Genomic DNA, 19,809 nt, shown 5'->3' on the forward strand with positions numbered 1-19,809 from the left:
CAATTGCGTTTCCACGCGCGCTCGTCGGATTCACACGCGCTCGGCGAGCCCTCTCGGGACGGCCGGGCGCGGGGCGGGCCGCCGCCGTGCGGCGCCAGCCCCGCGGCATCCGCTCAGCCGACCTCGGCGACCTCGGGGACGGCCGCCGCGGCGACCTGCTCGATGCGCACGGGCTCGCGCTCGGGGAGGACCACCGGGTGCGTGCCCGCCATGGCCTCGATCACGCGGACGACCTGGCAGGAGTAGCCGTACTCGTTGTCGTACCAGACGTAGAGCACGACGTCGGTGCCGTCGGCGATGGTCGCGAGGCCGTCGACGATGCCGGCGCGGTGGCTGCCGACGAAGTCGGTCGAGACCACCTCGGCAGACTCGATGTAGTCGACCTGCTGGCGCAGCGGCGAGGTGAGCGACACCTTGCGGAGGTACGCGTTCAGCGTCGCCTTGTCGGTCGGGCGCTCGAGCTGCAGGTTCAGGATGGCGAGGCTCACGTCGGGCGTGGGCACGCGGATCGCGGACCCGGTGAGCTTGCCCTCGAGCTGCGGGAGCGCCTTGGACACGGCCTTCGCGGCGCCGGTCTCGGCGATGACCATGTTGAGCACCGCGGAACGGCCGCGGCGGTCGCCCTTGTGGAAGTTGTCGATGAGGTTCTGGTCGTTCGTGAACGAGTGGACGGTCTCGACGTGTCCGCGGACGACGCCGTACGCCTCGTCGATCGCCGCGAGGACCGGGGTGATCGCGTTCGTCGTGCACGAGGCGGCGGACAGGATCGTGTCGCCGGTCTCGATGTCGACGTGGTTGATGCCGTGCACGATGTTCTTGATCGCGCCCTTGCCGGGCGCGGTGAGGAGCACCCGCGCCACGCCGGTCGACTCCAGGTGGCGGCTGAGGCCCGCCTCGTCGCGCCAGCGGCCCGTGTTGTCGACGACGATCGCGTCGGAGATGCCGTAGGCGGTGTAGTCGATCGTGCCGGGGTCGTCGGAGTAGATGACCTGGATGAGGGTGCCGTTCGCGAGGATCGTGTTCGCCTCCTCGTCGACCGTGATCGTGCCCTGGAACGGGCCGTGCACCGAGTCGCGGCGGAGCAGGCTCGCGCGCTTCTGCAGGTCGTTCTCGGCACCCTTGCGCACGACGATCGCACGGAGGCGCAGGCCCTGGCCGCCGCCGGCGTGGGCGATGAGGATGCGGGCGAGCAGGCGACCGATGCGGCCGAAGCCGTAGAGCACGACGTCGGTGCCGGATGCCGCGGCATCGTCGGCGGCGTCGCCGGCCGACGCGTCGACGAGCACGGGTGCCAGCTCGGAGCGGAGGAAGTCGACGAGGTCGGTGCCTTCCGGCGCCGCGTGGAACCGCGAGACGAGTCGCGCGACGTCGATCGAGGCGGGGCCGGGCGCGATCTCGGAGAGCGCCTCGAGCACGCGCATGGTGTCGGCGAGGTCGAGCTCGACGTCGCCGGCCTGGCGGGCGAAGCGGTGCGCCTTCAGCAGCTCGACCGCGGAGCGGTTGATGAGCCGCCGGCCGTGGATCGAGGTGACGACCCCGTGCCGACGGTACAACCCGCCGATGAGCGGGATCATGCGCTCGGCGAGCTCCTCTCGGGCGATCCAATCCTCACGGCGGGCGTCGAACTCGTGGCTCACGGCTCTTCCTTCCAGCCGCGGGTCGGACCTCGTCGGCCTGTTCGGGTCGCGCTCACGGGTGGGCAGCGTCGACCACGGGGTTTGTCCAAGGGGATGACCAGATCATAGCGAGGACCGTGCTGCGAGGGCGCTGTACACGACGTCCGGTGACGGGCACGACGGATGCCGCGGCGGCGAGCCGCGGCATCCGCTGTGCACCTCAGGCGACGAGGTCGTCGACGAGGGCGATGTCGTACACCGCGACGCGCTGCGGCACGCCGTCGAACGCCGCGGCGCGCGCGTCGGAGGCGAGGTACTCGGCCTCGAGCGCGCGGAAGGCGTCGGCGTCGCCCGGCGCGCTCACGGCCCACACGAACTGGCTCGCGTCGCGGATGCCGTAGGCGAACTCGATCGCGAAGCCGGCCTCGGAACGCACGCGCGGCATCCACTCGTCCCACCACGCCACGAAGGCGTCGTACTCCCCGTCGACGAGCGTGTACCGGCGCAGCTGGATCGTCTTCACGCGTGCCATCCTGCCCCATGCGCGCCCCGGATGACGGCGACCGCGGCGGGATATACTCGCTTCGTCCAGGCGCCCGATCCCCACGATCGACGCGGCGCCGGCGCTCGAAAAATGGGCGCGAAGCGGCAGGCCGGGCGGCCGGCCCCGCGAGACACATACGGAAGTCACGCATCCGTCACCGTCTCGAAAGGCTCCGCCATGCCCACCGTCTCCGCGCACGTCGCCCGCACCCTCGCCGCCCACGTCGACCACGTCTTCGGCGTCATGGGCAACGGCAACGCCTGGTTCCTCGACGCCCTCGAGCGCGAGACCGACGCGACCTTCACCGCGGTGCGCCACGAGGTCGGCGGCGTCGTCGCGGCCGACGCGCACTTCCGCGCCTCGAACCGGCTGGCCGCGGCGACCGCGACGTACGGCGCGGGATTCACGAACACGCTCACCGCCCTCGCCGAGGCCGTGCAGGCGCACGTGCCGCTCGTGCTCGTCGTCGGCGACGAGCCGACCTCAGGGATGCGCCCGTGGGGCGTCGACCAGATCGCGCTCGCGTCGGGCGTCGGCGCCCGCACCTACACCGTCGGGCGAGCGGATGCCGCGGCCACGACCGTCATCGCGATCGAGCACGCCCTGGCGTACCGGGTGCCGACCGTGCTCGCGATCCCGTACGACGTCGCCGCGCTCGAGGCGGGGCCGGTGCCGGAGACCGCCGCGCCGAGCCTGCCCGCACCGCTCGCTCCGCGCGGCGACTTCGCCGCGGGCGCGGTCGCGTCGCTCGCGCGGGCGCTCGCCGACGCGAGGCGCCCCGTGCTGATCGCCGGCCGGGGCGCGTGGCTCGCGGGAGCCGGCGAGGCGCTCGGCGAACTCGCGGCGGCGACGGGCGCGGTCACCGCGTCGACTTCGCTCGGCCGCGGCCTCTTCCCCGACGGGCGCTACGACCTCGGCGTGACGGGCGGCTTCGGTGCCGAGGGCGCGATGGCGCTCATCCGCGAGGCCGACGTCGCGGTGGTCTTCGGCGCCTCGCTCAACCAGTTCACGATGCGCTTCGGCGTCCTGTTCGCCCCGGGCACGCACGTCGCGCAGGTCGACGTCGCGCCGGCCGCGACGCACTCGCACGTCGGCGCCTACGTGAAGGGCGACGCGGCGCTCGTCGCCCGTGCGCTGGTCGAGGAGCTCGCCGCGCTCGGCGCCGAGCCGTCGGGATGGCGCGAATCGATCGAGATCGCACCGCTCCGCGCGCACGACCCGGGCGTCGGCATCGTGCCGGAGGACGGCCGGCTCGACCCGCGCTCGGTGGCCGCACGCCTCGCGGACCTCCTCCCGGAGGACCGCGTGGTCGTCTCCGACGGCGGGCACTTCATCGGGTGGGCGAACATGTACTGGCCCGTGGCATCCCCCGACCGCATGATGATGATCGGCACCGCGTTCCAGTCGATCGGCCTCGGATTCCCGAGCGTGCCCGGCGCTGCGGCCGCGAAGCCCGATGCGACGATCGTGCTCACGACCGGCGACGGCGGCGGACTCATGGCGATCGCCGACCTCGAGACCGCGGTCCGCACCGCTGCCGGTCGCGGCATCGCCGTGGTCTGGAACGACACCGCGTACGGCGCCGAGGTGCACCTCTACGGCCGGAAGGGCCTCGCCGAGCCGCCCATGCGCATCCCCGAGGTCGACTTCGCGGGCCTCGCGACGGCGATCGGCGCCGAGGGCGTGGTGGTGCGCGAGCTCGCCGACCTCGACCGGCTCGCGGACTGGGCGGCCGAGCCCGTCGCCGAGCGGCGCTTCCTGCTCCTCGACTGCCGCGTCTCCGACCGGATCGTGGCGCCGTACCAGCACGAGATCATCCGCGTGAACTCCTGAGCCTCGGGCTCGCGGGCCGTGGAGCGGATGCCTCGCGCGAGCGTTCGGCCGGGGCATCCGCTCGCCGACCTCGAACCGAACTGCCGGATCGTATATGATCTGAGATATCAGGCTGCCGCGGCGATCGATACGATCGACGCGACGCTCACGACGAAGTGGAGATCACGTGCCAGACCCGTCACGCATCCGTGAGATCGCCGACGAGCTCTTCGCCGCCGACCGCGACCGCACGACCGTCCCGCTCCTGACCGCGCGCAACCCCGGCATGACCGTCGAGGATGCGTACGCCGTGCAGCGCGAGTGGGCCGAGCGGCGGATGTCGGCGGGCGCCAGGCTCGTCGGACGGAAGATCGGGCTCACCTCGAAGGTCATGCAGGTCGCCACGGGCATCACCGAGCCCGACTACGGCGTGATCTTCGACGACATGGTCTACGAGTCGGGCTCGGTCATCGAGTTCGACCGCTTCTCGAACGTGCGCATCGAGGTCGAGCTCGCGTTCGTGCTGGGCGCTCCGCTCGAGGGCCCCGACACGACGATCTTCGACGTGCTCCGCGCGACCGAGTACGTCGTGCCCGCACTCGAGGTGCTGAACTCGCACATCGAGCTCGACGGCCGCACCATCGTGGACACGATCAGCGACAACGCCGCGATGGGCGCGATGGTCGTCGGCGGGCGCCCGGTGAAGGTCGACGCCGTCGACCTCCGCTGGGTGGGCGCACTGCTCTCGCGCAACGAGACCATCGAGGAGTCCGGCGTCGCCGGCGCCGTGCTCGGCCACCCCGCCATGGGCGTGGCGTGGCTCGCGAACAAGCTCGCCCAGCACGGCCAGTCGCTCGGCGTCGGGGAGATCATCCTCGCCGGCAGCTTCACCCGGCCGATGTGGGTCGAGCGCGGCGACACCGTCCACGCCGACTACCACGACCTCGGGAGCATCACGTGCCGATTCGCCTGACCCTGCCGCCCACCTTCGCCGCGCGCATCGACGAGGCCGACCGACCGCAGGTCGGCATGTGGGTCTGCTCGGGCAGCCCGCTCGTCGCCGAGATCGCCGCGGGCAGCGGGCTCGACTGGGTGCTCATCGACGGGGAGCACTCCCCCAACGGCCTCGAGTCGATCCTCGCGCAGCTCCAGGCGGTCGCGGCCTATCCAGTCTCCCCCGTCGTGCGCGTGCCGTACGGCGACACGGTGGTCATCAAGCAGTTCCTCGACCTCGGCGTGCAGAACCTCCTCGTGCCGATGGTGGACTCGGCCGAGCAGGCCGCCGGGATCGTCCGCGCGGTCCGCTACCCGACGGGCGGCGTGCGCGGGGTCGGCTCGTCGCTCGCGCGCGCCTCGCGCTGGAACCGGGTCGACGATTACCTCGCGACCGCGTCGTCGACGATCAGCCTGTTCGTGCAGGTCGAGTCCGCCGCGGCCGTCGGCGACGTCGACGCCATCGCTGCGACACCCGGCGTCGACGGCCTCTTCGTCGGCCCCGCCGACCTCGCCGCGTCGATGGGGCACCTCGGGCAGCAGTCGCACCCCGAGGTCGTCGAGGCGGTGCTCGCGTCGATCCGCGGGGGCGTCGCGGCGGGCGTGCCCGTCGGCGTGAACGCCTTCGTGCCCGCCGACGCCGAGCGCTACCTCGACGCCGGCGCCTCGTTCGTCGCGGTCGGGGCGGATGTCGCGCTGCTCGCTCGTGCGTCGGAGGCTCTCGCCGATCGCTTCATCGGCGCGAACGGGGCGGCGGATGCCGCGGGCGAGCCGACGCACGGAACCGGCGGGCCCGCGACCGGCTCGAGCGCCGGATCCGCAGCGCGTCAGAGCTACTGAGCTGCGGCGCCATCCGGCGCATTGCCGATCGACGTCCAATCGTATATGATTTCAGATATCAGGAGACGAGGGAGTCCATGACCGCCATCTCGAAGCCCGGCAAGATCATCGCCGTGCACCTCAACTACCCGTCGCGCGCGGCGCAGCGCGGTCGCACGCCGTCGCAGCCGAGCTACTTCCTGAAGCCGCAGAGCTCGCTGGCCGAGTCGGGAGGCACGGTCGAACGACCGGCCGGTACCGAACTGCTCGCCTTCGAGGGCGAGATCGCGCTCATCATCGGCGAGCCCGCCCGTCACGTCTCACCCGCCGACGGTTGGGCGCACGTCGCCGCCGTCACCGCGGCGAACGACCTCGGGGTCTACGACCTGCGAGCGGCCGACAAGGGCTCGAACGTCCGCTCGAAGGGCGGAGAGGGCTTCACGCCGCTCGGTCCCGAGGCCGTCCCGGTCGAGGGCATCGGGCAGGGCGACTGGCGCGTTCGCACCTGGGTGAACGGCGAACTCGTCCAGGAGGACACCTCCGACACCCTGCTCTTCGACTTCGGCCGCCTCGTCGCCGACCTGTCGCAGCACTTCACGCTCGAGACCGGCGACGTGATCCTGACCGGCACGCCCGCGGGCTCCACGGTCGTGGTGCCCGGCGACGTCGTCGAGGTCGAGGTCGACGCCCCCGGCGCCCCCGGCGCTCCCACGACGGGCCGCCTGGTCACGACCGTGACGCAGGGCGAGGTGCCGTTCGGCGACGTCGGCGCCCTCCCCGCCGTCGACGACCGGCAGCGCATCGAGGCCTGGGGTTCCGAGGACGCGCTCGCGGCGGCCGTCGCCGCGGGCCGGGCGACGCCGCTCGAAGCCGAGCCGACGGATGCCGCCGAGCCGCCGTTCGAGCTCACCGACGCGCTCCGCGCCCGGCTCTCGTCCGTCGCCGTCGCGACCCTCTCGGTCGCGCTCCGCAAGCGCGGCTACCACGACGTCTTCATCGAGGGCGTGTTCGCGAACCACCCGGGCGACCGCATCGTCGGCCGCGCGCGGACGCTCCGGTTCATCCCGGCCCGACCCGACCTCTTCGCCTCGCACGGCGGCGGCTACAACGCCCAGAAGCGCGCGTTCGACTCGGTCGGCGCGGGCGAGGTGCTCGTCGTCGACGCCCGCGGCGAGCGCGGCACCGGCACGGTCGGCGACGTGCTCGCCCTCAGGGCGAAGGTGCGCGGCGCGGCCGGCATCGTGACCGACGGCGGCGTGCGCGACTTCGACGCGGTCGCCGAGATCGGCATCCCGGTCTTCTCGCAGGGCCCGCACCCGAGCGTGCTCGGCCGACGCCACGTTCCGTGGGAGACCGACGTGACGGTCGCCTGCGGCGGCGCGGCCGTCCAGCCGGGCGACGTGATCGTCGGCGACGGCGACGGCGTCATCGTGATCCCGCCGCACCTCGTCGCCGAGGTCACCGCCGAGGCCGCCGAGCAGGACGCCGCCGACGCGTGGGTGGCCGAGCGCGTGGCCGAGGGCGAAGCGGTCGACGGGCTGTTCCCCATGGACCGCACGTGGCGCGAGCGCTACGAGCGCGAACGGGAGGCCGCGGCATCCGTCGCGTCGACGATCGCGTCGTCGCGCAGGGTCGGGGAGTCGCGATGAGCGTCGAGAGCAAGTCGCAGCGGGCGTACCGGTTCATCCGGGAGCGCATCGACGACGGGCAGTACGTGCCGGGCTACCGGCTCGTGCTCGCCCAGATCGCGGGCGAACTCGACGTGTCGGTGGTGCCCGTGCGCGAGGCCATCCGTCGCCTCGAAGCCGAAGGGCTCGTGACCTTCGAGCGGAACGTCGGCGCCCAGGTCGCGCTCATCAAGGAGACCGAGTACCTGCACACCATGCAGACGCTCGCGCTCGTGGAGGGCTTCGCGACGTCGCTGACGGCGCCGTACCTCACGCCCGAGCAGCTCGGCCGCGCGCGGGCGATCAACGACGAGATGCGCCGCACGCTCGAGGACTTCGAGCCGCACCGGTTCACCGAGCTCAACCTCGAGTTCCACGCGGTGCTGTTCGAGGGCTGCCCGAACCCGCACGTACTCGACCTCGTGCACCGCGGGTGGAACCGCATGCGGGTGCTGCGCGACTCGTCGTTCAGCTTCGTCCCGGGCCGGGCGCGCGCCTCGGTCGAGGAGCACGAGCGCATCGTCGACCTCATCGAGCAGGGCGCCGACGCGCTCGAGATCGAGCTGGCCGCCCGGCAGCACCGGACGGCGACGCTCGACGCGGTGCTCGCCTACCAGGCCGACCACAAGCCGGCGGGCGCGCCGGCGACGGAGGCCGTCGCCACCTGACGCCGCCGTTCACCGACCATCCTGCGGCGCCCAGCGACGTCCGCCGCCCGCCCAGCACCACTCCGAGAGGATCCACCAGAATGACCCACTACGTCCCCGAGGGCCTGCCCGACCGCATCCGTCACTACATCGACGGCGAGTTCGTCGACTCGGTCGGCGGCGAGACCTTCGACGTGCTCGACCCCGTGTCCAACGAGACCTACGTCCAGGCCGCCGCCGGCCAGAAGGCCGACATCGACCTCGCCGTCGCGGCCGCCCGCCGCGCGTTCGCCGAGGGCCCGTGGCCGCGGATGCTGCCGCGCGAGCGCTCGCGAGTGCTGCACCGCATCGCCGACCTCGTCGAGTCGCGCGACGCGCGCCTGGCCGAGCTCGAGACCTTCGACACCGGGCTGCCGATCACGCAGGCGCTCGGCCAGGCGCGACGCGCGGCCGAGAACTTCCGCTTCTTCGCCGACCTGATCGTCGCGCAGGCCGACGACACCTACAAGGTGCCCGGTCGCCAGGTGAACTACGTCAACCGCAAGCCGATCGGCGTCGCCGGCCTCATCACGCCGTGGAACACGCCTTTCATGCTCGAGTCGTGGAAGCTCGCCCCCGCGATCGCGACGGGCAACACCGTCGTGCTGAAGCCGGCCGAGTTCACGCCGCTCTCGGCGTCGCTGTGGGCCGAGATCTTCGAGGAGGCCGGCCTGCCGAAGGGCGTCTTCAACCTCGTCAACGGGCTCGGCGAGGAGGCGGGCGACGCGCTGGTGAAGCATCCGGATGTGCCGCTCATCTCGTTCACGGGAGAGAGCCGCACCGGGCAGATCATCTTCGGCAACGCCGCACCGTTCCTCAAGGGCCTCTCGATGGAGCTCGGCGGCAAGAGCCCGGCCGTGGTCTTCGCCGACGCCGACCTCGATGCCGCGGTCGACGCGACGATCTTCGGCGTGTTCTCGCTGAACGGCGAGCGCTGCACCGCCGGCAGCCGCATCCTCGTCGAGCGGTCGGTCTACGACGAGTTCGTCGAGAAGTACGCCGCGCAGGCGAAGCGCGTAGTCGTGGGCGACCCGCACGACCCGAAGACCGAGGTCGGCGCGCTCGTGCACCCCGAGCACTACGACAAGGTCATGAGCTACGTCGAGATCGGCAAGGGCGAGGGTCGCCTCGTCGCCGGCGGCGGCCGCCCCGAGGGCCTGCCGACGGGCAACTACGTCGCCCCGACGGTGTTCGCGGACGTCGCGAAGGACGCCCGCATCTTCCAGGAGGAGATCTTCGGCCCGGTCGTGGCGATCACGCCGTTCGACACCGACGAGGAGGCGCTCGAGCTCGCCAACGGCGTGAGGTACGGCCTCGCCGCGTACATCTGGACGAACGACCTGAAGCGGGCGCACAACTTCTCGCAGGCCGTCGAGGCCGGCATGGTCTGGCTGAACTCGAACAACGTGCGCGACCTTCGCACGCCGTTCGGCGGCGTGAAGGCCTCCGGTCTCGGGCACGAGGGCGGCTACCGCTCGATCGACTTCTACACCGACCAGCAGGCGGTGCACATCACCCTCGGGGCGGTCCACAACCCCACCTTCGGCAAGGCCCCGGTGATCGAGTAGCGCGAAGCGCGTATCGAGATCCATCCGACATCGAGCAAGGACGCTGACATGACCAACCGCGACGATATGACCCTCACCTCCTCCGGCTTCTACGTCTCCCAGGAGGCGCCGATCCGGAGCGAGAACCCGATCCCGACGCCGTCGGCGCCGGCCCCCGACATCCTGCGCTGCGCCTACATGGAGCTCGTCGTCACCGACCTCGAGGCCAGCCGGAACTTCTACGTGGAGGTCCTCGGCCTCACGGTCACCGAGGAGGACGACGAGTCCGTCTACCTCCGCTCGCTCGAGGAGTTCATCCACCACAACCTGGTGCTCCGAAAGGGCCCGGTCGCGGCGGTCGCCGCGTTCAGCTACCGCGTGCGCACCCCCGAAGACCTCGACAAGGCGGTCGCGTTCTACACCGAGCTCGGATGCCGCGTCGAGCGTCGCACGGAGGGCTGGACGAAGGGCATCGGCGAGTCCGTGCGCGTCGAGGACCCGCTCGGCTTCCCGTACGAGTTCTTCCACGACGTCGAGCACGTCGAGCGGCTCGCGTGGCGCTACGACCTCTACACGCCCGGTGCGCTCGTGCGCCTCGACCACTTCAACCAGGTCACGCCCGACGTTCCCCGCGCGGTCGGCTTCATGCAGGACCTCGGCTTCCGGGTGACGGAAGACATCCAGGACGAGGCCGGCACCGTCTACGCGGCGTGGATGCGGCGGAAGCCCACGGTGCACGACACCGCCATGACCGGCGGCGACGGCCCGCGCATGCACCACGTCGCGTTCTCGACGCACGAGAAGCACAACATCCTCGCCATCTGCGACAAGCTCGGCGCGCTGCGGATGTCGGACGCGATCGAGCGCGGCCCCGGCCGCCACGGCGTCTCGAACGCGTTCTACCTCTACCTCCGCGACCCCGACGGCCACCGCGTCGAGATCTACACGCAGGACTACTACACGGGCGACCCCGACAACCCCGTGGTCACCTGGGACGTCCACGACAACCAGCGCCGCGACTGGTGGGGCAACCCCGTCGTGCCGTCGTGGTACACCGAGGCGTCGCTCGTGCTCGACCTCGACGGCAACCCGAAGGAGGTCGTCGCGCGGACCGACGACTCCGAGATGGCCGTGACCATCGGCGCCGACGGCTTCTCGTACACGCGCATGGGCGACGAGGAGAAGGGCTTCAAGCTCGGCAACACGCTCTGAGCGCCAGGGTGGGATGCGTCGGGGTCGACGCATCCCACCGCCGTCGCGACCCGCGGCGGAACGGTCGTTGTCCCCGACCGGGCGGACCGGATATCGTCGGTCCCCTGAGACCCGGTCCGGCGCTTCCGCGCACCGGCACGGTCCCCGCCCGTGGAGGAGCGCATGGCACCTGTTCCCGAGTCGACCGACGTCGCGGCGCCCGCGGCGGCGTGGGACGTCGCCGAGCCGCTGCTCGATGGTGCGGTCCAGCCGCTCGCGCTCCCGCGATTCGTCGACGACCGCGGCTCCCTCACGCCGCTCCAGCTCGCGGAACTCGGGTTCGCCGTCGCACGCACGTTCGTCGTCACCGCGCCGGCCGGAGCCGTCCGCGGCGGCCACGCGCATCGCAGCGTGCGCCAGGTGTTCCTCCGTGCGAGCGGGCGGATCGACGTGGAGTTCCGCCATCGCGGCGCATCGTCCCGGCTGACGCTCGACGAGGCGCATCCGGCCGTCCTCGTCGAGGCGGGCGTCTGGGCGCAGCAGACCTACCTCGTCGACGGCTCGACGCTCATCGTCTTCGCCGACGGCGGCTACGACCGGAGCGAGTACCTCGACTACGACCGGGGCGCCGACGGGGCCGGTTCGTGACGCGGCGACGCGTCGCCGTGCTCGGCGCGGGCATCATGGGCAGTGCCACGGCGATCGAGCTCGCCCGCCGCGGGCTCGACGTGACCCTGATCGATCGGGAGCCCGCCCCGATGTCGGCGACCAGCCGCTGGAACGAGGGCAAGATCCACCTCGGGTTCCTGTACGGCGCCGATCCGACGACCGCGACGGCCGAGCACATCCTCCCCGGCAGCCTCGTCTTCGGCGACCGGGCCCGCGAACTCATCGGCGCCGAGCTCGACGGGCACGTCACCCGCGAGGACGACCTCTACCTCCTGCACCGCGATTCGGTCGTCGACGCCGACACCATGCGCCGCAAGTTCGAGGCGATCGGCGCGCTCGTCAGGCGGCATCCCGACGCGGCCCGGTACCTCGTCGACGTGTCCGACGCCCGCGTCGCCGAGCTCGCGCCCGACGAGCTCTCGGCCATCGCCGGCGACGACGTCGTCGCCGGCTTCCGGGTCCCCGAGCGATCCGTCGACACGCGGTGGTTCGCGGACCGGCTGGCCGCCTCGGTCGCCGACGAGCCCCGCGTGACGCTTCGGGCCGGCACGACGGTCGTCGGCGCCGAGCCGCTGCGGTCCGTCGACGGCGCCTGGCGGATCCGGACCGCCGACGGCGACGACGAGGTCGCCGACGTGGTCGTCAACGCGCTCTGGAACGGCCGGCTGCCGATCGACGTCACGGCGGGCGTCGACCCGGAGCCGCCGTGGACCCATCGGTTCCGGCTCTGCGTGTTCGTCCGGACCCGCACTCCCCAGCGGGTCGCGAGCGCGCTCGTCGCCGTCGGCCCGTTCGGCGACGTCAAGAACTACACCGACCGCGACTTCTACCTGTCGTGGTATCCCGAGGGCCTCGTCGCCGAGGGCGGCGAGCTCGAACTCGACGTGCCCGCCCTGCCGACCGGGGTCGACGCCGAAGCCTTCGTCGAACGCGTCCGATCCGCCCTCGGCCGGCTCATCCCCGGCATCGGCAGCATCCTCGACGACGCCGAGGAGACGCTCGTGCACGGCGGGTTCGTCTTCGCGCAGGGCAGGGGCGCGCTCGACGATCCGAGGTCCGACCTGCACCGACGCGATCGGTTCGGGGTCAGGCGCCTGGGCACCTACCATTCGGTCGACACCGGCAAGTACTCCACCGCGCCGTGGAGCGCGCGGATCCTCGCCGAGGGGATCGCGGGGTGAGCGACGCGATCAGGGCGACGGATGCCACGGCCCCGTGGAACCCGCTGGTGACGGCACTCGTGCCGACCTACAACGGCGCGGCCTTCATCCAGCGCACCCTCGACAGCCTCGAGGCGCAGACGTGGCCGAACCTCGAGATCCTGATCGGCGACGACCGGTCGACGGACGACACGCTCGACGTCGTCCGCCGGTTCGCCGAGCGGCACCCGCGCACGCGGATCGTGGAGCGCGACGAGAACCTCGGGTGGCTCCGCAACTCGAACGACCTGATGGATCGCGCGGCCGGAGAGCTCCAGTTCTTCGCGTTCCACGACGACGTCGTGGCGCCGACCTACGTGGAACGACTCGTCGCAGCGCTCGCGGCGAACGAGCATGCGGTGCTCGCGTTCAGCGACATGCACGTGCACGAACTCGACGGCCGCCTCGAGCTCCACGTGTTCGACGAACTCGAGGGGCTGCACTCCCCCGTCGAGCGTGGCCGGGTGATGGTGAGCCGGCCGGGGTTCTGGTGGGTGCCGAATCGCGGGCTCTTCCGGACGACCGCATTCCGGGAAGTCGGCGGGATCCACCCGAACGAGCAGGGCGAGTACTCGGCCGACTGGACGTGGCTGCTCGGGCTGTCGCTGATCGGCGAGTTCGTCCGCGTCCCGGAGGTGCTCTGCACGAAGCACTACACGGCCGGCAGCCTCTCGAAGACCTGGCCGCACGACCTCGACCAGGTCGCGGCGCTCCGGCGTTCCGGGGTCGCGGAGGTCCGGCGCAGCTCGCTCCCGACCCGGAAGAAGGCGGTGCTCGCCGGGTACCTGATGCGACGGGTCTACGGCCGTCGCCTCCCCGGGGGCGTGAAGCGCGTCTTCCGCCGGATGGGCCTCTGACCGGCGGCACCGGCGCGTTCGCGCGGGGACGGCACGCCCCCGAGCCCTATCGGGCGCGCGAACAATAGCGGAATCCGGCCGCCGCCGGAATGGCTGGACGTCCCGTCGCTCGCCGCGGAATGCTGGTCACGTGGTCGCGGACCAGGGAACGACCGCTTCGCGGGCGATCACGACCGGGGGGACGTCCCCGGGGGGCACCCGTCCCCCGGGGCCCGAAGGTTCCCGACCCGCCGTGCGCCGCACGGCGTCATCGCCGATCAGAAAGGCATTTCCGTGAACACCCTGCTCATCATCGTCGGGATCATCGCCATCATCCTGTTGTTCACCGGCGGCTTCGTGCAGTCGCTGAACTTCCTGCTCTGGGTGGGCATCGTCCTGCTCGTCCTCGCCGTGATCGTCTGGCTCGTCCGGATGCTCACCGGCAACCGGAGCGTCTGATCGACACCGCCGGGTCGCGCGTGCGCGGCCCGGCGGTCAGGCCCCGGTCGAGGTCGCGTCCCCGCCCGCACCGTCTCGGTGCCGGGCGGCGTCCTCGTTCCCGGGGAGCACGGTGTCCGACACGGTGAGCGACACGTCCGGGACGTCTCCGACCGACGGGTCGTCCTCATCGTGGTGCGGGTCCACGAGTTCCATCGCCTCGATCATCCCGGCGAGGAACCGCGCGACCACGCCGAGCTCGTGCCGGTCGAGTCCGTCCGCGACCTCGATCATCGCCCGATGCATCCGGCCGAGCGTGGCCCGCACCTCGGCGTCGCTGTCGGTCGTGCTCGCGACGACGAGCGAGCGGCGATCCGTCGGGTGCGGCCGGCGCACGAGGTGTCCGCTGCGCTCGAGGCGATCGATGAGGACGGTCGTCGAGGCCGTCGATATGCCGAGCAGCTTGGCGAGCGCGCCGGGCGTGAGCACCTCTCCCTCGCGCTCGGCCCGCAGCACGTAGCGGAGCGCGAGGAGGTCGGTCTCGCCCATGCCCATCGAGTCGCGGGTCCGGCGGCGCATTTCCTGGTCGGCCGCCCGATACCGGCGGAGCAGGTTGAGCACGTCGACGCTGCCGAGGCGGGAGTCGTCGGCCTCGTACCAGTAGCCGCTCGACTCGAATCCGCTGGGACGACTGGACACCCTGACACCCTAGTCCCGGCCCCCGCGCTTCGTGCGCGCACGTCCAAGTGCGTCGCGCGCACCGGCAACGGCGCCGACCGGGCCGCTGCCTACCGTGGAACCCCGACTCAACGTGGAGGTGCCATGAACAGCCCGATCCCAGTCCTCGAGGACACGCAGGCCGACCTGCTCGCCGAGGTCACGCCGCACACCGGAGAACGCCGCGAGATCCTCGACCCGGCCACGGGCGGACTCGTCGGACACGCCCCGGTGCACAGCGTCGACGACCTCGAGCGTGCGATCGTCCGCGCGAAGGCCGCGCAGCCCGCCTGGGCGGCGCTCGGGCACGAGCGCCGGAGCGAGCTGCTGCTGCTCGCCGCCGATGCGATCGACGCCGAGGCGGAGGCGCTCGCGCACGTGCTGTCGCGCGAGCAGGGCAAGCCGCTCAACGGTCCCAATGCGCGCTTCGAGGTCGGCGCGGCATCCGGGTGGATGCGGGCCGCCGCGGCGACACCGCTCGACGCGGAGGTCGTCGTCGACGACGGCGAGACGCGCGCCGAGCTGCACTACCGCCCGATCGGCGTCGTCGGCGCGATCGGACCGTGGAACTGGCCGCAGATGATCACGGTCTGGCAGGTCGCGCCAGCATTGCGGATGGGAAACACGGTCGTCGTGAAGCCGTCCGAGTACACGCCGCTCAGCGTGCTCGCGCTCATCGCGGTCATCAACCGCGTGCTGCCCGAGGGCGTCGTCGAGGTCGTCTCGGGCGGTCGCGACGTCGGCGCGGCGCTGGCATCGCACCCGTCGATCGGGAAGGTGATGTTCACCGGATCGACGGCGACGGGCAAGGCGATCATCCGCAGCTCGGCCGACACGGTCAAGCGCCTCACGCTCGAACTCGGCGGCAACGACGCCGGCATCGTGCTCCCGGACGTCGACCCGACGGCGATCGCCGAGGGCGTCTTCTGGGGCGCCTTCATCAACACCGGCCAGACGTGCGCCGCGCTGAAGCGCCTGTACGTGCACGACGACGTCTACGACGCCGTGTGCGAGGCGCTCGTCGACATCGCGCGCGCGATGCCCATGGGCGTCGGGCTCGACGAGGCGAACGTGCTCGGTCCGCTGCAGAACCGGCAGCAGTTCGACATCGTCGACCGCCTGGTGGACTCGGCGAAGGCCGGCGGCGCGCGAGTGCTGCTCGGCGGCGACCCGGATCGCACGCAACCCGGCAACTTCTACCCGACGACGCTCGTGGCCGACATCGACGACCGCTCGCCGCTCGTGCAGGAGGAGCAGTTCGGTCCGGCGCTTCCGATCATCCGCTACCGCGACCTCGACGAGGCGATCGCGATGGCGAACGGCGTCGAGGTCGGGCTCGGCGCCTCGGTGTGGTCCGCCGACCGTGACGAGGCGCGCCGCATCGCCGCGCGCCTCGAGGCCGGCACGGTGTGGATCAACGCGCACGGCGCGGTCCACCCGATGGCGCCGTTCGGCGGCGCGAAGCAGTCGGGCTACGGGCTCGAGTTCGGCGTCGAGGGCCTCAAGGCGCTCGGCGTGCCGCAGGTCGTCAACGGCTGACCCGCGGCAGCGTCCGCGGGGGCGTGCAGGGACGGGCCGGGAGTGCGATCGCACTCCCGGCCCTCGCCGTGCCGCGGTCGCGCCGTGCCTCGGATTCCGCCGCGCCACGGCGCGTATCGTTGACCCCGACGCCGCGGCGTCGCGAGAGGGGACCATGCCGAAGATCGTCGACCACGACGCACGCCGCCTCGAGATCGTGCACGCGACCTGGCGCCTCATCGCGGAGAAGGGCTTCCGGGCGACCACGATGCGCGAGATCGCCAAGGCGTCCGGTGTCGCCAACGGCGGGCTCTTCCCGTACTTCCGCAACAAGGAGGAGCTGATCGGGGCGACGTTCGAGCACGTGTTCGCCGCCACGAACGAGCGCTTCGCGGCCGTGCGCGCCGACCTCGAGGGCATGGCGGCCCTCCGCGAGCTGATGCTGCAGATCTTCCCCCTCGACGAGGAGCGCATCCTCGAGGCGCGAATCGTCATCCCGTTCTGGGAGTACGCGGCCAACGAGCCCGACCTGCTCGCCCTGCACGAGCGCACCATGGACCAGTGGCGCGTCGAGATCGGCGGGCACCTCGCCGACGCGAAGCGCCTCGGCGAGATCCGCGACGACGTCGACATCCCGGTCGTGGTCGACCACTTCATGGCGATGCTCGACGGCGTGCAGGTCATCGCGGTCGTCGCGCCGGCGAGTGCCGACGCCGACCGGCTGACCCGATCGCTCGACGGCTACCTCGACCTGCTGCGTTGACCGCCGACCGCTCTCCGCTGCAGACGACGGATGCCGCTGCGCCGCCGCCTCGGGTCAGTTGATGATCTCGCCCCGCTCGTCGGCCGCGAGCTCCGCCAGCCGATCGCGCCACGCCTGGAGCGCCTCCGGCGTGAGCCGGGTCCAGTCGGCGACCTCGCGGACGACGCGCAGCGGCTCGGTGCTCCGGTACGACCGGGTCGGGTTGCCCGGGAACTTCTTGTCGGTGACGTTCGGGTCGTCCTCGAACGGTCCGGTCGGCTCGACGGCGTAGACGCGCGGTGCGCCGTCGCCGGCCGCGAGTTCGGCCGCGAGGCCGGCGCCATCCGGAAGCGCCGTGAAGTAGATGTGGTTCATGACCACCTCGGGGCGGTAGTTCGAGCGGAACCCCGCCGTGAGGAGGTCTCCGACCTGCAGGTCGGCCTTCGTGCCGTGGTAGAACGGCCCCTGGTCCAGTACGTCGTCCACCGGGACAGCCTAGACCCCGGCCCCGACCGTGCACCGTCGTGGGTCGAGGCCGCGTACTACGCTGACCCCGAACCAGCCGAGCGGGTACCCAGCTGCGGAAGGGGCGTGCAGTGTGAGCAACTCACCGACGTCGTCAGGACAAGTCTCCCGCAGGGTCGCGACGCTCATCTCGGCGGCGACCGTCTTCGGCGCCCTGATCGTCTTCGCCTACTTCGCGCTGATCGATCCGATCCCGGTCGATGACGCTGCCGTCGCGCCGCTCGAGACCGAGGGCATCGTGGTGTTCGCGGCCGCCGGCGTCGCGATCCTCGCCGGTGCGATCGCGATGGTGATCTGGCTCGGGCGACCGATCCGGAAGTGGCTGCGCCTGATCGAGGCCGGCACGCCCGCTTCGGAGCTGCCGCCGAACGTCGCCCGCCTGGTCCTGATCTGGCCCCTCGTCGGGGCCTCGCTGGTCGCTGCGGGCAGCCTCGTCGTCGCGGTCTTCCACTCGATCCTGTACGACGATCCGGGCAACTTCGTCGGCATCGCCATCGGCGGCGCGGTCGGCACGACGATCGTCTACTTCGGCACCGACCTGATCTGGCGGGAACAGGTCCCGACCTTCTTCCCGGACGGGAACCTGAGCAGCGTCCACGCCTTCCGGCTCTCGGTACGCAGGCGCCTGCTGCTGGCCTTCGCCCTCATCGGCGGCCTTACGCCGACCCTGCTCGTGGTCCTCACGCAGGCGCGCACCCGCGCCATGCTCGACGCGGAGAACCCGCAGGCGATCCTCGACAACCTCGTCGTGGTGCAGTTGTACATCCTCGGAGTGGGCCTGCTCGCCGGTGTGATCACCGCCATCCTCGTGGCGCGGGCCATCGTGGGGCCGCTCGAGGACCTGCAGGCGGCGATGGGTCGCGTGGAGGACGACGAGCTCGACACGAGGGTCGCGGTGACCACGAACGACGAGCTCGGATACCTGGGCGAGCGGTTCAACGTCATGACGGACGGACTGCGTCAGGGTGAGCGCCTGCGGGAGCTGTTCGGCCTCTACGTCAGCAGCGAGGTGGCGCAGGCTGCCGTGGAGAGCGGGGCCGGCCTCGGCGGCACGCTCGTCGACTGCACGGTGGTCTTCTCGGACATCCGCGACTTCACCACGCTCAGCGAGCAGATGCCGCCCGCCCGGCTGGTCGAGGTGATCAACCGGTACATGACGGCGATGGTGTCGGTCGTCGTCGACCACGGCGGGGTCGTCACCCGCTTCGGCGGGGACTCGATCATGGCGGTCTTCGGCACGCCGCTGAACCCCATGACCGATCACGCGGACCGTGCTGTGAGGACGGCGATCGGGATGCGTCGCGCCCTCGCGGCGTTCAACGACGAGGAGACCCTCGACCGCCTCCCGAACCTCCGGTCGGGGATCGGCATCGCGACCGGACCGGTCATCGCCGGCAACATCGGAGGCAGGGAGCGCATCGAGTACACCGTGATGGGGGATGCCGTCAATCTCGCCGCTCGGCTGGAGGAGAAGACCAAGGATGCCGGTGCGCCGATCCTCATGAGCGCCGAGACGTACCAGGCACTCGACGGCGCCGACGCCCTGAACGCCAGGACGCTGACTGACGTGGAGATCAAGGGGAAGCGCGACCCGGTGACCGCCTACGCCCTCCCCGAACCCTGATCGGTCTCGCCGCGCGCGAGGCGTCGGAAGGACACCGCGTCCGCAAGCGGAGGAAGGCCCAACCTGCGACGCAGCGCTTCGCCCGCCGTCCGGGCTCGCGATACACGCATCGCAGTCGCTGGAAAGTAGCGCTCACGACCGGAGTCGAACTCGAAGCCGATCATCGAGACGCTCGTGCTGTAGAGGCCACCACCTCCGGACCACATCGTCACGTAGCCGTTGTAGTTCGCCACCGACACCTTCGAGATCCTCGACGCCTGGAGGCGGTACGTCCAGAACCACGACACGATCTTGAGCCGATCACCGCTGACGTAGATGCCGAAGAAGACGCTTCGACCCCAAATCAGAATGGGAAGGACGACCATCGACCACGTGGCTGGGCTCGCCCAGTCGTAGCCGACGGCGTTTCCGCCGACGAGGAATGCGACCACCCAGCCTCCGCACGTGATCGCGGCAGTCACCCGCGCTGCCGAGCCCGTTCCGCGAATCCTGTGCGACCGCCGCATTGCCACCTCCGAGCGGCCTATTCCACCAACCACGTCCAAGGATCGCACGGGAGCGCCACATCGTCCGACGATGTGGGCGGCCGTCATGGGCTGCGGGACGGTCAGGCTGGACGGTCAACGAGCGACGTTGGCGAGTTCCATACGGGAGCACGTCCAGAAC

The 19,809-nt window shown here is 71.5% G+C and carries 19 protein-coding genes; 14 read left to right on the forward strand and 5 right to left on the reverse strand.

Annotation, left to right across the window (positions count from 1 at the left end; translation table 11 throughout):
- Positions 1–113: 113 nt before the first annotated feature.
- Together GLX25_RS02525 and GLX25_RS02530 are read right to left on the reverse strand one after the other, a co-directional pair.
- On the reverse strand, positions 114–1,637 hold the full coding sequence (locus GLX25_RS02525; RefSeq protein ID WP_166548371.1) for a glyceraldehyde-3-phosphate dehydrogenase: 1,524 nt from the start codon (positions 1,635–1,637) through the stop codon (positions 114–116).
- 199 nt (positions 1,638–1,836) lie between these two features.
- Entirely contained in the window at positions 1,837–2,139 is a 303-nt protein-coding gene (locus GLX25_RS02530; protein ID WP_166548372.1) for a hypothetical protein, read from the reverse strand.
- 198 nt (positions 2,140–2,337) lie between these two features.
- Here GLX25_RS02530 and GLX25_RS02535 point away from each other — a divergent pair, with 198 nt between their 5' ends.
- The 11 genes from GLX25_RS02535 (at position 2,338) to GLX25_RS02585 (ending at position 14,038) form a co-directional block, all read left to right on the forward strand.
- Positions 2,338–3,993 (forward strand): thiamine pyrophosphate-binding protein, encoded by a 1,656-nt coding sequence (locus GLX25_RS02535; RefSeq protein WP_155840646.1) that lies wholly within the window; start codon positions 2,338–2,340, stop codon positions 3,991–3,993.
- 166 nt (positions 3,994–4,159) lie between these two features.
- Positions 4,160–4,945, forward strand: coding sequence for a 2-oxo-hept-4-ene-1,7-dioate hydratase (gene hpaH / locus GLX25_RS02540; RefSeq protein WP_166548373.1), 786 nt, complete (start codon positions 4,160–4,162; stop codon positions 4,943–4,945).
- A complete protein-coding gene (locus GLX25_RS02545) occupies positions 4,930–5,805 on the forward strand; it encodes an HpcH/HpaI aldolase family protein (protein WP_271192571.1) in 876 nt (291 codons plus the stop codon). Before hpaH ends, GLX25_RS02545 begins: the two co-directional genes overlap by 16 nt.
- Positions 5,806–5,882: 77 nt before the next feature.
- On the forward strand, positions 5,883–7,433 hold the full coding sequence (locus tag GLX25_RS02550; RefSeq protein WP_155840648.1) for a fumarylacetoacetate hydrolase family protein: 1,551 nt from the start codon (positions 5,883–5,885) through the stop codon (positions 7,431–7,433).
- Positions 7,430–8,119 carry a GntR family transcriptional regulator gene (locus tag GLX25_RS02555; RefSeq protein ID WP_155840649.1) on the forward strand — a complete coding sequence of 230 codons (690 nt, stop codon included), beginning with the start codon at positions 7,430–7,432 and terminating at the stop codon, positions 8,117–8,119. Before GLX25_RS02550 ends, GLX25_RS02555 begins: the two co-directional genes overlap by 4 nt.
- A gap of 80 nt (positions 8,120–8,199) precedes the next feature.
- Positions 8,200–9,705, forward strand: coding sequence for a 5-carboxymethyl-2-hydroxymuconate semialdehyde dehydrogenase (gene hpaE / locus GLX25_RS02560; RefSeq protein WP_155840650.1), 1,506 nt, complete (start codon positions 8,200–8,202; stop codon positions 9,703–9,705).
- A gap of 48 nt (positions 9,706–9,753) precedes the next feature.
- Entirely contained in the window at positions 9,754–10,896 is a 1,143-nt protein-coding gene (gene hpaD, locus GLX25_RS02565; protein WP_155840651.1) for a 3,4-dihydroxyphenylacetate 2,3-dioxygenase, read from the forward strand.
- A 162-nt stretch (positions 10,897–11,058) separates the two neighbouring features.
- A complete protein-coding gene (locus GLX25_RS02570) occupies positions 11,059–11,523 on the forward strand; it encodes a sugar 3,4-ketoisomerase (protein WP_155840652.1) in 465 nt (154 codons plus the stop codon).
- A complete protein-coding gene (locus tag GLX25_RS02575) occupies positions 11,520–12,725 on the forward strand; it encodes an NAD(P)/FAD-dependent oxidoreductase (protein WP_155840653.1) in 1,206 nt (401 codons plus the stop codon). The genes GLX25_RS02570 and GLX25_RS02575 overlap by 4 nt, the downstream gene beginning before the upstream one ends.
- Positions 12,722–13,600 (forward strand): glycosyltransferase family 2 protein, encoded by an 879-nt coding sequence (locus GLX25_RS02580; RefSeq protein WP_155840654.1) that lies wholly within the window; start codon positions 12,722–12,724, stop codon positions 13,598–13,600. The genes GLX25_RS02575 and GLX25_RS02580 overlap by 4 nt, the downstream gene beginning before the upstream one ends.
- A gap of 273 nt (positions 13,601–13,873) precedes the next feature.
- Positions 13,874–14,038 carry a hypothetical protein gene (locus tag GLX25_RS02585; protein WP_154344684.1) on the forward strand — a complete coding sequence of 55 codons (165 nt, stop codon included), beginning with the start codon at positions 13,874–13,876 and terminating at the stop codon, positions 14,036–14,038.
- A 36-nt stretch (positions 14,039–14,074) separates the two neighbouring features.
- Here GLX25_RS02585 and GLX25_RS02590 read toward each other — a convergent pair whose 3' ends face one another.
- Positions 14,075–14,716: a MarR family winged helix-turn-helix transcriptional regulator gene (locus tag GLX25_RS02590; protein WP_166548374.1), complete on the reverse strand. Its 642-nt coding sequence runs from the start codon at positions 14,714–14,716 to the stop codon at positions 14,075–14,077.
- A gap of 123 nt (positions 14,717–14,839) precedes the next feature.
- Here GLX25_RS02590 and GLX25_RS02595 point away from each other — a divergent pair, with 123 nt between their 5' ends.
- Together GLX25_RS02595 and GLX25_RS02600 are read left to right on the forward strand one after the other, a co-directional pair.
- Positions 14,840–16,273: an aldehyde dehydrogenase family protein gene (locus GLX25_RS02595; RefSeq protein WP_155840655.1), complete on the forward strand. Its 1,434-nt coding sequence runs from the start codon at positions 14,840–14,842 to the stop codon at positions 16,271–16,273.
- A gap of 154 nt (positions 16,274–16,427) precedes the next feature.
- Positions 16,428–17,015 carry a TetR/AcrR family transcriptional regulator gene (locus tag GLX25_RS02600; RefSeq protein ID WP_155840656.1) on the forward strand — a complete coding sequence of 196 codons (588 nt, stop codon included), beginning with the start codon at positions 16,428–16,430 and terminating at the stop codon, positions 17,013–17,015.
- A 54-nt stretch (positions 17,016–17,069) separates the two neighbouring features.
- Here GLX25_RS02600 and arr read toward each other — a convergent pair whose 3' ends face one another.
- On the reverse strand, positions 17,070–17,480 hold the full coding sequence (arr, locus tag GLX25_RS02605) for an NAD(+)--rifampin ADP-ribosyltransferase (protein WP_166548375.1): 411 nt from the start codon (positions 17,478–17,480) through the stop codon (positions 17,070–17,072).
- 112 nt (positions 17,481–17,592) lie between these two features.
- Between arr and GLX25_RS19275 the strand changes: the two genes are divergently transcribed.
- Positions 17,593–19,143 (forward strand): adenylate/guanylate cyclase domain-containing protein, encoded by a 1,551-nt coding sequence (locus GLX25_RS19275; protein ID WP_155840657.1) that lies wholly within the window; start codon positions 17,593–17,595, stop codon positions 19,141–19,143.
- Here GLX25_RS19275 and GLX25_RS02615 read toward each other — a convergent pair.
- The gene (locus GLX25_RS02615; protein WP_155840658.1) at positions 19,122–19,574 is read right to left on the reverse strand and encodes a hypothetical protein; all 453 of its coding nucleotides are present in this window, start codon (positions 19,572–19,574) and stop codon (positions 19,122–19,124) included. The genes GLX25_RS19275 and GLX25_RS02615 overlap by 22 nt on opposite strands.
- Positions 19,575–19,809 lie beyond the last annotated feature (235 nt).

It is taken from the genome of Agromyces luteolus (assembly GCF_009729855.1).
GTDB lineage: Bacteria > Actinomycetota > Actinomycetes > Actinomycetales > Microbacteriaceae > Agromyces > Agromyces luteolus.

What these genes read in the sequence shown, in the direction of transcription:
- GLX25_RS02535 (WP_155840646.1), top strand. Translation starts at nt 2,338, where the DNA reads ATGCCCACCGTCTCCGCGCACGTCGCCCGCACCCTCGCCGCCCACGTC.
- GLX25_RS02595 (WP_155840655.1), top strand. Translation starts at nt 14,840, where the DNA reads ATGAACAGCCCGATCCCAGTCCTCGAGGACACGCAGGCCGACCTGCTC.
- hpaE (WP_155840650.1), top strand. Translation starts at nt 8,200, where the DNA reads ATGACCCACTACGTCCCCGAGGGCCTGCCCGACCGCATCCGTCACTAC.
- GLX25_RS02570 (WP_155840652.1), top strand. Translation starts at nt 11,059, where the DNA reads ATGGCACCTGTTCCCGAGTCGACCGACGTCGCGGCGCCCGCGGCGGCG.
- GLX25_RS02555 (WP_155840649.1), top strand. Translation starts at nt 7,430, where the DNA reads ATGAGCGTCGAGAGCAAGTCGCAGCGGGCGTACCGGTTCATCCGGGAG.
- hpaD (WP_155840651.1), top strand. Translation starts at nt 9,754, where the DNA reads ATGACCAACCGCGACGATATGACCCTCACCTCCTCCGGCTTCTACGTC.
- GLX25_RS02600 (WP_155840656.1), top strand. Translation starts at nt 16,428, where the DNA reads ATGCCGAAGATCGTCGACCACGACGCACGCCGCCTCGAGATCGTGCAC.
- GLX25_RS02550 (WP_155840648.1), top strand. Translation starts at nt 5,883, where the DNA reads ATGACCGCCATCTCGAAGCCCGGCAAGATCATCGCCGTGCACCTCAAC.